General features: G+C 49.0%; 16 protein-coding genes and 1 pseudogene. 3 read left to right on the forward strand and 14 right to left on the reverse strand.

What is annotated here, in order from left to right:
* Positions 1 to 71 precede the first annotated feature (71 nt).
* The 7 genes from EAE91_RS22290 to EAE91_RS22320 are packed head-to-tail and all read right to left on the reverse strand — an operon-like array spanning position 72 to position 4495.
* Positions 72 to 1550 carry a TIGR03752 family integrating conjugative element protein gene (locus tag EAE91_RS22290; protein ID WP_214090374.1) on the reverse strand — a complete coding sequence of 493 codons (1479 nt, stop codon included), beginning with the start codon at positions 1548 to 1550 and terminating at the stop codon, positions 72 to 74.
* Positions 1540 to 2400, reverse strand: coding sequence for a TIGR03749 family integrating conjugative element protein (locus tag EAE91_RS22295; RefSeq protein WP_244868991.1), 861 nt, complete (start codon positions 2398 to 2400; stop codon positions 1540 to 1542). The genes EAE91_RS22290 and EAE91_RS22295 overlap by 11 nt, the downstream gene beginning before the upstream one ends.
* Before the next feature lie 59 nt (positions 2401 to 2459).
* On the reverse strand, positions 2460 to 3116 hold the full coding sequence (locus tag EAE91_RS22300) for a PFL_4703 family integrating conjugative element protein (protein WP_214090376.1): 657 nt from the start codon (positions 3114 to 3116) through the stop codon (positions 2460 to 2462).
* On the reverse strand, positions 3113 to 3487 hold the full coding sequence (locus tag EAE91_RS22305) for a TIGR03750 family conjugal transfer protein (RefSeq protein ID WP_214085548.1): 375 nt from the start codon (positions 3485 to 3487) through the stop codon (positions 3113 to 3115). Before EAE91_RS22305 ends, EAE91_RS22300 begins: the two co-directional genes overlap by 4 nt.
* A 21-nt stretch (positions 3488 to 3508) precedes the next feature.
* Positions 3509 to 3895, reverse strand: coding sequence for a TIGR03745 family integrating conjugative element membrane protein (locus EAE91_RS22310; protein WP_214090377.1), 387 nt, complete (start codon positions 3893 to 3895; stop codon positions 3509 to 3511).
* A 40-nt stretch (positions 3896 to 3935) separates the two neighbouring features.
* A complete protein-coding gene (locus EAE91_RS22315) occupies positions 3936 to 4172 on the reverse strand; it encodes a TIGR03758 family integrating conjugative element protein (protein ID WP_011145430.1) in 237 nt (78 codons plus the stop codon).
* On the reverse strand, positions 4169 to 4495 hold the full coding sequence (locus tag EAE91_RS22320; RefSeq protein WP_280520301.1) for an integrative conjugative element protein, RAQPRD family: 327 nt from the start codon (positions 4493 to 4495) through the stop codon (positions 4169 to 4171). The genes EAE91_RS22315 and EAE91_RS22320 overlap by 4 nt, the downstream gene beginning before the upstream one ends.
* 371 nt (positions 4496 to 4866) lie before the next feature.
* On the opposite strand from EAE91_RS22320, the gene EAE91_RS24390 reads away from it, so the two are divergent.
* A complete protein-coding gene (locus EAE91_RS24390) occupies positions 4867 to 4959 on the forward strand; it encodes an IclR family transcriptional regulator (protein WP_071824090.1) in 93 nt (30 codons plus the stop codon).
* A gap of 2 nt (positions 4960 to 4961) precedes the next feature.
* Complete coding sequence (locus EAE91_RS22330; protein WP_214090378.1) at positions 4962 to 6032, forward strand: PDDEXK nuclease domain-containing protein; 1071 nt, start codon at positions 4962 to 4964, stop codon at positions 6030 to 6032.
* 201 nt (positions 6033 to 6233) lie between these two features.
* Here the strand turns inward: EAE91_RS22330 and EAE91_RS22335 are convergent, their stop codons facing one another.
* From EAE91_RS22335 to EAE91_RS22365, 7 genes and pseudogenes are all read right to left on the reverse strand, one after another.
* Entirely contained in the window at positions 6234 to 6986 is a 753-nt protein-coding gene (locus tag EAE91_RS22335) for a TIGR03747 family integrating conjugative element membrane protein (protein WP_214090379.1), read from the reverse strand.
* Positions 6967 to 9120 carry a type IV conjugative transfer system coupling protein TraD gene (gene traD, locus EAE91_RS22340; protein WP_214090380.1) on the reverse strand — a complete coding sequence of 718 codons (2154 nt, stop codon included), beginning with the start codon at positions 9118 to 9120 and terminating at the stop codon, positions 6967 to 6969. Before traD ends, EAE91_RS22335 begins: the two co-directional genes overlap by 20 nt.
* Positions 9121 to 9223: 103 nt before the next feature.
* Positions 9224 to 9760, reverse strand: coding sequence for an integrating conjugative element protein (locus tag EAE91_RS22345; protein WP_214090381.1), 537 nt, complete (start codon positions 9758 to 9760; stop codon positions 9224 to 9226).
* Positions 9761 to 9765: 5 nt separating this feature from the next.
* On the reverse strand, positions 9766 to 10389 hold the full coding sequence (locus tag EAE91_RS22350; protein ID WP_082303110.1) for a transglycosylase SLT domain-containing protein: 624 nt from the start codon (positions 10387 to 10389) through the stop codon (positions 9766 to 9768).
* Positions 10368 to 11105: a TIGR03759 family integrating conjugative element protein gene (locus EAE91_RS22355; RefSeq protein ID WP_214090384.1), complete on the reverse strand. Its 738-nt coding sequence runs from the start codon at positions 11103 to 11105 to the stop codon at positions 10368 to 10370. Before EAE91_RS22355 ends, EAE91_RS22350 begins: the two co-directional genes overlap by 22 nt.
* Positions 11106 to 11107: 2 nt before the next feature.
* Positions 11108 to 11899 (reverse strand): hypothetical protein, encoded by a 792-nt coding sequence (locus EAE91_RS22360; protein ID WP_214090382.1) that lies wholly within the window; start codon positions 11897 to 11899, stop codon positions 11108 to 11110.
* 229 nt (positions 11900 to 12128) lie between these two features.
* Positions 12129 to 12519, reverse strand: a pseudogene (locus EAE91_RS22365) (IS6 family transposase); the annotation flags it as partial.
* A gap of 726 nt (positions 12520 to 13245) precedes the next feature.
* Here EAE91_RS22365 and EAE91_RS22370 point away from each other — a divergent pair.
* On the forward strand, positions 13246 to 13475 hold a 230-nt coding region (locus EAE91_RS22370; protein WP_214089593.1), incomplete at its 3' end, for a transposase.

Below are 13475 nucleotides of genomic sequence, written 5' to 3' on the forward strand. Positions count from 1 at the left end.
CGAGCAGGCAAACCCAACAACCTGATTTCAATCTGACGCTGCACATACCGGCTCCACAGATATTCACTTTCTCAGTCCAGCCCATCGCTGTTCTCCTGTTCCAGGCTAAAGGGGTATTTCACCTTGCGTCCCTGTGTGTCGTAATCAATGGGGATTTGTTGGGTAATATGTACCGCCACGCTGGCTCCCGGCGGCACGTAGACGGCATCAAAGGTTTGACCGTAACGGGCTTTGATCCATTCCGACACGGCTTTAAATCCTCCGGCAGCCGCTTGCCCCAAAACCGCTTTACCGGCATCCCCGGTCAGTGATGACGTTGCGCCGCCATAACCGTTAGTCTGGGTGGTAAGCTGGCTCTGTGACAGCACATCACCGGCTGCTGTACCACCAGAAAGAGCAAATAAGGTTGACAAGTAACTGGCTGCATTGGATTTTCGTGTCCCGCTGATACACGGAATACCGTTATCGTCAGACAACCAGCCGATACTGCCGCCATGATTATCCTGAACGTGATGACTGCCATCGATGCGATGATCCGATTTCGGCACGGTTCTGACGGTGCCGTCTGCAAAGACAAAGGTGAAAGAGGTGACATTGCCGCGCACGCAAGACAAGGTCCAGTCACCGGTAGCTGTACCCGAAATAATCGCCCCTTCCACGTCCGGCAGTTCAATGCCGTTGGCAGTCAGGTTATCTTTACCTATCAGTATCTTAAAAGGATACGGGTCAGTGACTTTGTCATTCACCGGCACCCGGCCTAATAATGCGGTCATCGCCTGGCTGCCGACCAGCGTCGTATTTTCGGGCAAGGTATAAACGGGCCGGATAGCCTCGTTTGTATCACCCTCGGTAATGGCTCGCTGATTTTTAGTCATACCGTCGTATGCCACTTTCTGACGGCGCAATGCATTGTCTTCCAGAAATGACACGGGAAAACGGGGAGCCGCTGGCTGCCCGCTCATTGCAACCTGTGAGTCAACCGGTAACCCATCCTGTGGACTAATCCAGACCAACCGGTCCCCACCTGAGGCCGTATTTTGGCCGGTATAGTCCAATCCTAATCCCAGCGGAATATCACGCTCAACCAGAGGGGTGTTTGTACTTATGCTTTTATTGCCTAGCTGACGGGTCAACTGGTCAAGTCGGCTGAACAGCGTTTGCTGCTCCGCTTTCAATACCTGCTGTTGCTTTTCTGTTTCCTCACGGGAGCCCGCTACCGCCTGGTTAATCTGGTCAGTCATGCTCTGACTCCCGTTTCGCCATTTCTCATTGTCCGCCAGTAATTGTGCGTTTTGTTTTTCCAGTGCCGCCTGCTGAACACGGACACTGCGCAAAGCTCCAATCAAGGTACGCAACGTGTCTTCCGGGGTATCCCCCTCAATCCCCAATGCCCGCAGCTCCCCGGAAGACAGTTCCGCCAAAGCCTGATGACTCACTGTCTGGCTGACAGGCGTCTCTGATTGCCGACAACTCTTGATCCCCACGACCAGCCCCGCAATAACAAAAGCAGGCACGACCCACTTCACCAGACCGTTTGACTTAATTTGCATGGGGATTTCCTTGTCGCTTCATGGGCGTTTTTGACCTCACCGGTTCAGGCAGAAAAGCACGGTCAGGCCGACCTTTCACCACCAAATAAACGGTAGTCGTGTCTTCCGGCGTACCTGACGGTCCCAACCAACGATGCTGAAAGGTCGCTGCTATGAATTGCCCCTGTAACCTGCGTGGATCAAGCACTACATTCTCACGGTGGGTATTACGCACTTTCAGCGCCACCACAGTGAAGTTATCCACACCCCAGCCCCCTAACGGGGAAACTATTACCGGCGCAGAGGGATACAATGTGGTCAATCGGGGCGACAATGCCAATGATACCGGGTGAATGCCGGGAACAGCTTCTACTGTACGCAACGGCGCATACAGACTCTGCGCAGCATAACGGGTCAGGACCACCGGCAGCGGAGCCGTATAGGACGGTTTTTGACGCCGGGCGGCCTGACGTTCACCGGCAAGAGAGGGAGACGTTGCTGACGTGTTATCCCCTTTGGCACCATGATGAATCTGATGGTCGTCCGTCAACGTAATCACGTCCCCGTGGTACACCACACGAACCGGCTCAAGGGGATCTTTTCCATTTGTAGCTGTCACATCCAGTAAAATCACTTCCCCACCTTCCACATCCTGAAGTTGCAGTCGGGTCTGGGTAAACGTTTCACTCGGATACAGATACACTGCACCACCGGTGCTTTGTACCCGCAATTTGCCATTCAGCGCACTCGGAAAACCGACTCGGACATTTTTATCTACAAAAACCACCCGCTCCTGTCCAACATGCAAGGCAACCGGCAGCGGGATACGCTCCCACTTCATCAACTCCACGGCCTCAGCGGGTGAAACCATAACCAACCCGGCGAATAATAATGCGGTCAATACCAATAATTCGACGAGTACCTGTTTTTTCACTGGAATATCCCCTTTTTCTCCGGTACCGGCGGTGATGCTGCTTCCAGCCGTTGCGGTGTGCTGTCATAACAATCCAGTGCCAGACCGAACGGGTTACGCTCTGCATCCCCTTGCCAACGGGTGACTTTAAGCGGATAACGTACCAATGCCCGTTTGACCGGCTCAGCGTGAAAATATTCATCGGCGACTAAATCTAACCGGATAACCCAGTTATCCCGGTCTTTTACCATCACATTGCTGTCACGAAAGCCCCGTTCCGGAATTTCATACACCACCCGCACGCGATCTTTTAGCTCACCCACTTGTGACCGGTTTTGAGCATCCTGTTCCAGAAATACCTGACAGGAGGGGGTCAGATAAGGAGAAAGCGCGGCTATTTTCGCTGGATAATCGACTTCCCCGTCTTTCGGCCAGGCATTCAGTTGCTGAAAAATATAAAAGCCAAAGGCATAGACCTGGGAGACTGGCACTTGCCACCACGGGCGGGTACTGCCACTGCGGACATCCGGCGGCGTATAAATGGTTAACGCTCTCGGCACCATCATCCAGCCACTCAGACTCAGCAACAACAACAAAACCAGCACACCACAGGCCGCGCGTAACGTCAGGATATGCTGGTCCCGATCTTGAATTGCATGACGAAAACGGCTCATAACCGCCCCATTCGGGTCATTACCCGGTGACGGCGGCGCAATGACCAGCGTTGTGATGTGATAATCAGTGACGGGTCACCCAGACCCCAGCGCCGCTTTTTAACCTCCAGCCGTCGATAGAGATAATGCGCCGGTTTACCGCGTTTCATCCGGGCCAGGTATTTGCCGCCAAAGGCAATCAATAACAACGGCGCAATCAGTGCCACCGTCGGTATCATCACCCAACCCGTTACTGGTGTCAGTAACAAACCAATGACCGTGCCAGCTATCAGCCCCGTTAATGCCGTCCAGCCCAGCTCTGGGGTAGTAAATCCCCGGAACACGACAGGTTCAGCGTTAAGACGGTCAGGTAAAAAACGAATAGTCTGCACCATACTGACACTTCCCTGGGGTTAAAAGAGAATGGACGTCGATTTGCCCAGCAGCCAGATAACCGCCACTAACAGCACCACGCCAACCACCACAATCGCGCCAAATTTAGTCCAGGAAGCTCTGTCACTGCGAACTTCAGAAAAAGTATGGATTGCCGCGGTCGCCACATTGATAAACGCGATCGCGGCAACAACCAGCCCGCCTATTACTATGCCGTCCTGCAAGTAACCTTTGACGGTATTAAAAATACCACCGCCACTCCCGCTGGAAGGCGGTTCAACCGTTGGCAATGCCGCTGTCACAGGTTGACAAACCAGATAAGCCAACACACTGAGTGACACTGCACGGGCATTGATACGGGCAAACAGGCGGAACAGTGACTGACATCCCCGGTTTAACAAATCCATTTCCTTTTCCCTTTTTTCCATTACAGGTTAAAAAAACCGATTAGCTGGCAAACATCCAGATAGCCATCACCAGCAACAACGCCACACGAATGACAAAACGGTTCATCGCCGCTTCACGGACCTTTTCATTGGCCCAGCCCTGCCAGACGTCTACCATTCCCCATGCGGCCCAGAGAAACAGCACCGCTATCAGTAAACCGATACAGAGAAATTGCATCACATGGGGATCGAGATTGCCGGAAGCTGCCCTGAATGCATTGCGTTGTACCTCGTTCACCGGATTCGCTCCTGACGATATTGACCGGTCACATCCAGCGCAACCGCAGAAATCCCAGGTTGGGCACGGGAGGGGGTCAGATAGCGGTTAATGCCTTCACGGACAATATTGAGGTCCCGGTTAGCACGTAGATAATCAAAATAAAAACGGTCTGCCTGCCCCCCCTGAATGGCCAAAACCCGGGCACGTTCCAAACTGGCCTGCACCTGATCAAGCTGTTTGAGTGTGGTGGCCAGCTCATCTTTTTCCCCAGCCAGCACAGGCCAACTCATTAGTATCGTCAGGACAAAAAGACTATGGGAAAATAAACGGAAATAAACCATAGCATTACCCTAAATCAGCGTAGATATATACATCAACAGAGTGACGAAAAAGGGTAACGATTACAGTGAATAATTGTTTATCTGATTTTAAAAATTTTGGATACTTGAATTTAAGGTTGAAACAGAGCTATAAACATCCTGGCTCACTTAAAATAAGCGGGTTGATAATTGATATTTTCTCATATCACTACTGAACACAACTATTACCTGCTTGAGATGAATGTAACCGTCTGGTTCTTGGACGACAGGAGCACTATCCGGTCAACAGTGGCTCAGACCGAACGGCAACGGAGACTGGAACAAACCAACGAAGGGCGAATCGAAGCCAAGGGCGTCAGGTTCCGTCTATAAACCGACAACAGGTTTTGATAATGAAAGATGAGGGATTTGGGGCTTCTGAGATTGCCAGGCAACTGGATATTAACCGCTTCACCGTCTACAAAATACTGAAAGAAACAAGATAATCATGACATCAGAACTACAGATTTACACTTCGTTACTCACCGATGTAAAGGAACGGATCCGTGGGGGTCAGTTCAGAGCCGCTCAGTCCGTCAATGCTGAACTAATCCAGATGTACTGGGACATCGGTCACATGCTCCATGAGCGTCAGGAGCAACAGGGGTGGGGAGCGGGGATCATCCCGAAGCTGGCACGGGATATTGTTAATGAATTGCCAGAGGTCAAAGGCTTCTCAGAAAGGAACCTGAAGCGCATGTTACGTTTCTACCGGGAGTACGCCTTGCCACGAATGGAGCAACAAGGTTCCGGAAAGCCCGTATCGACAATTGTGCCACAACCTGTGGCACAATTGCCGTGGGGTCATAACATTCTGCTGATTGAGAGGATAAAGGATCAAACCGAGCGATTCTGGTATGCAGAACAAACTCAGATACAAGGATGGAGCCGAGACTCCCTGCTTCATATGATCAAAAGCAATGCCTATGCCCGGCAGGGTTCGGTTGTCAGCAACTTCAAGAACCGGTTACCCGTATCTCAATCGGAGCTGGTACAGCAGACCCTGAAGGATCCCTATGTTTTCGATTTCCTCACCCTATCGGAACCCTTCAAAGAACGTGAGCTGGAAACGGAGCTGCTCAAACACCTTGAAAAATTCCTACTTGAACTCGGCGAGGGATTTGCTTTTGTGGGGCGGCAATATCGTATTACCGTAAGCGAACAAGATTATTACATTGACCTACTTTTTTATCATCTGACTTTGAGGGCTTTCGTTGTGATCGAGCTGAAACGAGGAGAATTCAAGCCTGAACATGCCGGTAAGATGAATTTCTATTGTTCGGTGGTCGATGAAAAGCTACGACATTCCACTGATCAGCCCACCATAGGTTTGATTTTGTGTCAGACCAAAGACCGGATACTGGCCGAATATGCCTTGCGCGGTATTCAAAAACCAATTGGCGTTTCGGATTATGAGTTAACCCGTACATTGCCAGAGGACTTAAAATCCAGCTTGCCAAGCATTGAGGAATTGGAAGCAGAACTCAGTCATAATGATGAAAACACTCCCAGGGAATAAAAGGGATTTCCCCTCAATTTGGTTACTGTATCCATCTTCCGTGTCATTATGAGGAGTAACCAATATACTGCTAAGGAAATGTTATAACCGTTGGCCTCATATTGGAGGCCATCTCTCTCAGCGGCATAAAATCATTCTTACTATTATTAAAGAGGTACTTGAGACGTTTTACCAACCAATCCACATCATACTGCTTTTATCTCAAAGATATTTCTTAAAAGTACTCATCATCACAGTAATAGCGATCCCTAATAGGAGAGCTGCGGGTAACAATAATAAATTAGGATACACTGCCGATGGCCAGGAGAGATATAACAGACAGGGTACACAAAACGCCGGTTTCACAAACCGTTTGGCATGATGATAAACAAAACTCGACTCATAAGCGGCACCATAACGTCGCAAGTCACGTCGGCTTAGTCCTTCAACGACAGCAACGCCTATAACCATCACAAACAATGGCAAAGACAACACCAGAATAGTGAGCCGGATAATAAAGGTTACGGTCACATATACCGTTGCCAGCAGGTACTTCCGCAAACTTTCCGCCAGTAATACACTCCAATCGCTCAACTCTCTCACCATTTCATAGTGGCTCCGAGCTTGTACTGTATGTTGTTGGTTAATCCAGTCCAGTGCACCACTGTCTACAAACACCCACTGATAACTCCATTTTAACCCTATACTGAGCGTAGTCGCGGGCTCTGATAACAGTAAGCTGCGGGTAAATTCTTTAGACAACCAACCGCTTTCCGTGAGCATCACTTGTTGGCTGTGCCTTTCGCCCTGTTCCGTCCAGAAAAAGGCTATCCCAAGGTATTCAACAACCAAACTAAAAAACAACGATACCAGCAAAAAGCCAATGAGCATCCATGGCAGCTCCCACAGGGCCGTTTTTAACGGGCCTGATTTTTTCGGTGGCATCTGAGGCGATTTAGCTTTCTGCTGCGTCATCGTCAGCTTCCTCATCAGGCGTCAGCACCGCTGGATTTAACATCACATTGAAATCAATCTGACTGTCACTTGGCATTGAGCCCGCTGACCACCAGGATTCACTGGTACGGTAATGTTTACGCATATCATCAGCGATTTTTTGCAGACTTGCCGGCATCAGGTCATCATCATCGGCTGCTGGCAGCGGCATACGGATCTTCCATAACCGTCCCCCTTCAAGCAAAGCAAATGCCTGACCTTTCGGCAGATTAATCACCTCGGCAGGGGTAATTAACGGCGTTCTGATCGTGCTAACCCGATCCTGAGTATTAGAGGTAAAATGACCGCCTTGCTCTGGACTGGAAATATCGGTAATCCCGGAGACCAAAGTTTTAGTGTACACTTCCACCTCTGGCAATTGACAGGTTAGCAGCTCGGCGGTGTTATTTTCCCTGACCCGCAGCATAACCAGAGTATTAAAATTTCCTGTTACCTGCGCCGCTTTAGCACTGCTGCCAATACGTGCTTCAATATCAGACAAAGTCTGGGTGTAAGCGGTTACCTCTATCCCGGCACCACCCCCTTTGTTAATCAGCGGGATAAATTCATCGCCCATCAGCTCATTGAATTCATCACAATGTAAGCTAATGGGGAGTTTTCTCGTTTTGCCTTCTGGTAAACCGTCATCCAGACCAAATTTGTAAATGTGACCGGCAACAGAAACCAGGTCCGCGAACATGGAATTACCCACTGCCGAAGCGACTTCTGCATCCGACAAAGCATCCAGTCCTACATACACAATACCTTTCTTACGTATGACCTGTTGCCAGTCAAAGATGGGACGCTGATCGTTCATATCCGTGTAATCTGGTGCCAGCAGTGCAGCTGTTTTCCCCGTGGTCAGCTTTTCCAGTAATGGCAACAGGGATGCCACAATTTTGTCAAAATAGGTGCGATCATAGCGAACCGCACTGCGCAACCCGTCCAGTATCGGATCGTAGAGTTTTTTCCCCGCGTCTGAGCTTAGTGCCATTTCAATCGCCCAGATTTTCACTGCATTCGTCTGTCCCTGCATATTGCGTGGCAAATCGTCTTCCGTCAGCAGACCCAGACTTTTCTCCACCTGCTCCCACAACACAGGCAGGCATTGCCTGATAATTTTTTCAGCATAAGTTTCATACAGTTCGCCAATATTGGTGACATAACGTAATATCAGGGTGTAATCTGGTCGCTGCCCCAGAGCCACCAAAGCACGAGTAACGATATTGACAAAACGCCAGGCAAACTCACGAAAAGCGGCACTGTTACCCGCCCCACTCAATTGTCCTGCTATACGAGAAGCAACTTCTGAAACCCGACCAAAACGCCCAACAGCATTGTAGCGAGCACTAATATCCGGCCAGCCCAGATGAAACACCTGGAACTCATCTTCCCGCCCGGCACGATGCGCTTCCGCCCACATGCGTTTGAGCAGGTCTGCATCCCCTTTCGGATCAAACACAATCGTGATATTACCCCGCCGGATATCCTGCGTGATGAGTAACTCTGCCAGCCGGGTCTTACCAACACGGGTTGTACCGAGGACCAACATGTGCCCGACCCGCTCACGCAAATCCATTGACACATTGACTTCATCCGGTTCAATGCCATGCAATGCTGGATTGCCCCCCACCGGCGGCAATGGCCTCACCGGGTTCCACGGGGAATCACGTTGCGTCAGACGACATAAAGAGGGCAATGGGTACTCAAACCGCTGCTCAAATGCCCTCGCTAATTGATAATACCGGGAAGGTTGAACATAACGTTCGACTTCCGGGCGCAGGGTATCCAGAAATCGTTGTGTATGTTTTTGTTGCCAAAGAAACCCTTTCCCCAGAAACAATCTCTGATGACTGACGGGTACCTGGTGGCTGGCCATCACATAACGGGGTAATCGTCGGATATTGCGCCGGTAGTTCAGTATATGTAACCCCTGCCGGAATCGGAGACCTGATAACATGCCAAAACCTGCCGCCATGACATAACTGACCGATGGTGACAATGCCACAGCCCACGGCGCTACGATACAGACACCGGCGGCAACCGCCGAAACAACAGCGGTATTCAACTCAACAGCCGGACGTAACCGTGCTTCAATCACATAACGATCGCTCATCTAGCCCGCCATAACACCACAATTGCCAACAACAATCCCAATAAAAGCACCGGGAAACTGTGTGGTAACACCAGCTCGGATAATATAGGATGACGGGGCCACATCAACGCACCTTCTGGGTTAAGCCAGTATCGGTAATCAACACTGGATAATGCTGTAAGCGCAAACGACGAGCCAAATCACTGCCGGAAGCGGGGGCTAATACCAATCCCTCTGCAAGCTGACGCAGTTCATCCAGTTGTGCTTTATCCCGCACACTAACCAGCAACCCCACCGCCTGCTTTTTCCGAAGGCCAACCAAATTTTCCTTCAACCACTGTTTTGACAGGGCATCATCCCCAATCATGAACAACGCTCCCATTCCTGGCAATTGCAACGGACGAACGTCAACAGGTCCGGGAGACAATTCCGGCGTTTCCACCGGTAACATGCCCCCTTCGGTCAAATCTGGCGGGGTCGCCTCCGTATTTGAAGAAGTCGTCGGTTCATTGTCCTGAGCGTTAATGGCATCAAAATACGCTGCTGTAGATTGTCCACCTAAATCAGCCACAATAGTCAGTGCAGCCTGAGAACAGGGCGTCAATATCATCATCATTAAAAATAAACGGCAGCGATAACGGATTAAGTTATGGATTAACATCTTCTTTATTTTTCCTTCGGTTCAATCCAGGTCTGTGTCGTATTAACTACAGCAATATTGGTGGACAAAACAGGATATCGGGTCTCCAGCGTACTCAGTTTACGTGCGACGATTTTCCGATACTTACTCGCGGGTTGACCGCCAGCGGGATGGTGATAACAGCCTGCCGCATTCAACCAACTACCCGGATTGGATTGATAACAGGTTTTCAGAATACGAGCTGCCACATGAAGATTAGTATAGGGGTCCAAGGCATCCCAATAAGAACGAAAATAATGGCCGTTCCAGCCTAAATTCACTTGAGTAATCCCCACATCAATACGTTTGAGGGGTACGCTGCGCATAAATCCCTGCAACGCCTGCCAGACCGCCTGTCGGGTTGCATAACGATAACTTTTTCCAGCCACATTGAGCGTCCACGGCCAGGGGCGTTCATGTTTCTCCTGTGGCAAACGTTTTGCCGATTCAGCCAGTGCCAACGCATAAAGCATTTCAACGGGTACGCCATGCACCCGCGCAATCTGCTGGTACCCAGGCGGAACAACCTGTTTTACCGCCGCGGCCATACCTTCTGTCACCCAAAAGAGACTTCCCGCCACAGCGAGACTCAAAATGCCACCACACGCCATCCGTCATTCTCATGTTGTAGTACGACCGGCATTTTCCCCTGACCAAATTGTCGCCAGCGCCCTTTGTCATGATTAAGCGTGATTTTTCGGCTACGGACTTTTTCTGAGGGAATATGATGTTTACCTGCCCAGGTACGTAAAACATCATCGTTGCCTTCGCTATCTACCAGGTAAATATCCACCTCACGGTCAGCTGACAAGACAGCAGCCAGCCGGGCATCACAAGCCGCGCAATCCTCTTTCACAAATAACACCAGCCGCTCTTGATTACCCTGTGCGATTCCGTCCCCCTTCCCTAAATTAACCGGCAAAATATTCGGTGCCAGACGCTTCCAGGCCGCATCCACCGCCCGCTGGAACGCCAGTTCCTTTTCAGTACGAACATATTCCTGCCTAACCCACAGTTCGGCATAACGTTGACGCGCCTGTACTGTTTCTGCCTCAATACCCAATGCACTCAACGGATCGAGCCCAGGAGACTGAATGCCTCGTTGTCCCTGCATCAATTGCTGATAACGCTGAAACTCTGCTTCTGTCAGCCCCCACATTTGCGCCTGAATACGGTGGTTTTCAGCCTGCATGACCTGTTGCTGAGTCGCTTTCATTCCCGTCTCTGTCTGTTCAGAGATAGCAACCTGTGCCGCCGAAGCTGACAGAGACATAACAACGCCAATCAGCACCACCCCCTTCCTCTGGCTGAAAAAATCTTTTCTCATCATTATCCTCCATTGACTGACAGGGTTTGACGGTGCCCTTGTACCTGGAACAAAGCCTGATGATCGGAGATACTGACCAACGTCCATTCAAATGCACTTTCACCCGGGGTCAGTAAGCGCATTTGAGATATTTGAGAATGAGGATCTGTGTCTCGTGGAATAATAACGGCATAAACTTGTTCTCCCCGACGTTCAATACCAGAAAGCATGAAAGGGGCAACTATCCGTTTCTTCGCTCGAAGAACCTCCCGGTCAGGTGTGCCCGCTTTTTTACCAGAATACTTTTCCTGCTGAGATTTCCACGCGATTAATGCGTCAACGCGCATTTCCTGCTGTTTCACGGTATTTTTCAATACACTCACTGCTTCGGTAAGATCCTGATGCGCACGGCTTAAATCAGTCACTGACTGTACCAGCGGTTTCTGTTGGTCGTTGACGGAACCCTGTTGAGCTATCAATACCTGATGAAATCGGTCATTTTGAATTTGCCAGTCCTGACGGGAGACAAAGCCGGTATCCGCTTTATCAAGCCGTTCGTGCAGCTTTTGCACCTCATCAGGCAAATGCTGGAATGATCCATTTCGCATTAATGACTGAAATTCCACTAACTGATGATGTTGCTGCCGTACCACGAATGCCAGCAACGCTATGCTGACAATAACAAGCAATATTGACAGATACCCCAAACATTTTTTTAACAACAATCTAGGTTGGGTCTTTTGAGAAACCGCTTGCTGAAAGCTGTCAATCTCAGCTTCAGACGTCGAAGACAGAGGAGAGATTTCAGTTGTCATACCACACAACATCCTTGTTTTATTTAGCACTGTGTCTGGCATACTTTTCAGTACTATCGAATTGCTTGACAAAACAACAGACACAGAAATGCGACTTATTCAGTAGTGATTAGAGTCTAATCATATGATTACCCGATACCAGGAAGCATACTGGGCAAAACCAGAGAGGATGACGATAAAAAATTCAACATGAAAAGAATGAAAATTACACTCCAATATAGAGCATAAAATCTATGGTCACCACGTCAGGCTGCCCATACTGACGCATCGTCTTTTTAAAGAAACGCAGTGCGGTCTTCTTATCCCGATGAGCCGTCAGCAAAAAATCAGCTCGAATCCACTGCCCGGCAAAGGTAACGCCATTATCCTTTGATTTTGATACAGGCTTCATCCATGCGCCACCGACGCCCAACAGCGGGCTTACTACGCCGGTAACGTTTAATCATCAACGGAACTAAACAATGAACCCAACGAGAGAGCGGGGAATGATCAACGGCAATCCCACTCTCCGCCATCATTTCTTGCAGGCTCAGCGCATAGGCCAGATATCAGCGAACACACTGAGCGATGATATCAACAAAATAGTGCAGACGTTTGAATGCTTCTCGAATCAGGGACATCGTCAGTTCAACCAATAAAAAAATGCAATATTATCCAAACAGCGCTTAATGCAACAGAACAAGTGTCTAAATTACAATTCATTAGATTGACTAATTAGATTCAATTTGCTTATATGTTCCGTATTCTTTTTTAATCCTTTTTTAATCGTGTGAAAACCAACCAATTATTGGTTTAATTACAGCCACAAATAAACATTTGCGTTTTTTTGTGCTTTTTATGGGCTATTAGCATCAGACTTTGGGAACGAATTCTCAAGGCGGTAGCCTGTCTATTTATTAGTTGTCTTATTGGGTTCCGCCGTATTTTGCCGCTGAAAAACGACATTCCTTCACATAGCGTATTCGGACGCCTCTTCGGCCTTAATATGCCCGGAGCAGTTTGAATCAGCTTTCAGATGTTGAGTGGCTGAAACACTTCCGGTCTTATCGCGCCAGGTGGTTAGGGAAAGATCACTAAAAGTATGTTTTTCGAACATAAAGCGCATATTTTCTTAACGAAAATGCAACACACCCATCAAGTAGATATCCAACTAACCATAGTAGTGAACAAGGAATATTATACCGGGGAGAGGCTACATCAATCTTTGCCATGTATAACATCCAAAAGGCAAAGTATAAGTGATCAGCAAGTCTACGTTACGAACCCCAAATTGTTAACTAGGCTGTGTCCCTTAATATCAATTAATAGTATTATTATCTGATTGATTTCGATGCAGGAACAAAATGATGGCACGTTACGACATTTCTGATGATGCTTGGATATTGATAGAATCTTGTTTGCCCCCTGTTCGTTCAGGGCAGGCAGGACGTCCACATGTTGAACACCGCCGTGTGATGAATGGGATGTTCTGGGTGTTATGTTCAGGTGCGCCGTGGCGCGATTTGCCTGAACGCTACGGTCCCTGGAAAACGGTTTATAACCGATTTAACCGTTGGTCAAAATCAGGCATTATCAA

Source organism: Photorhabdus noenieputensis (assembly GCF_018448935.1).
Taxonomy (GTDB): Bacteria; Pseudomonadota; Gammaproteobacteria; order Enterobacterales; family Enterobacteriaceae; genus Photorhabdus; species Photorhabdus noenieputensis.

Bases quoted from the DNA above. Each gene is read 5' to 3' on its own strand.
- EAE91_RS22290 (WP_214090374.1), bottom strand. From the start codon at position 1,550: ATGCAAATTAAGTCAAACGGTCTGGTGAAGTGGGTCGTGCCTGCTTTT.
- traD (WP_214090380.1), bottom strand. From the start codon at position 9,120: ATGAGCGATCGTTATGTGATTGAAGCACGGTTACGTCCGGCTGTTGAG.
- EAE91_RS22335 (WP_214090379.1), bottom strand. From the start codon at position 6,986: ATGACGCAGCAGAAAGCTAAATCGCCTCAGATGCCACCGAAAAAATCA.
- EAE91_RS22360 (WP_214090382.1), bottom strand. From the start codon at position 11,899: ATGACAACTGAAATCTCTCCTCTGTCTTCGACGTCTGAAGCTGAGATT.
- EAE91_RS22330 (WP_214090378.1), top strand. From the start codon at position 4,962: ATGACATCAGAACTACAGATTTACACTTCGTTACTCACCGATGTAAAG.
- EAE91_RS22310 (WP_214090377.1), bottom strand. From the start codon at position 3,895: ATGGATTTGTTAAACCGGGGATGTCAGTCACTGTTCCGCCTGTTTGCC.
- EAE91_RS22355 (WP_214090384.1), bottom strand. From the start codon at position 11,105: ATGAGAAAAGATTTTTTCAGCCAGAGGAAGGGGGTGGTGCTGATTGGC.
- EAE91_RS22345 (WP_214090381.1), bottom strand. From the start codon at position 9,760: ATGTTAATCCATAACTTAATCCGTTATCGCTGCCGTTTATTTTTAATG.
- EAE91_RS22295 (WP_244868991.1), bottom strand. From the start codon at position 2,400: ATGGTTTCACCCGCTGAGGCCGTGGAGTTGATGAAGTGGGAGCGTATC.
- EAE91_RS22350 (WP_082303110.1), bottom strand. From the start codon at position 10,389: ATGGCGTGTGGTGGCATTTTGAGTCTCGCTGTGGCGGGAAGTCTCTTT.
- EAE91_RS22300 (WP_214090376.1), bottom strand. From the start codon at position 3,116: ATGAGCCGTTTTCGTCATGCAATTCAAGATCGGGACCAGCATATCCTG.
- EAE91_RS22320 (WP_280520301.1), bottom strand. From the start codon at position 4,495: ATGGTTTATTTCCGTTTATTTTCCCATAGTCTTTTTGTCCTGACGATA.
- EAE91_RS24390 (WP_071824090.1), top strand. From the start codon at position 4,867: ATGAAAGATGAGGGATTTGGGGCTTCTGAGATTGCCAGGCAACTGGAT.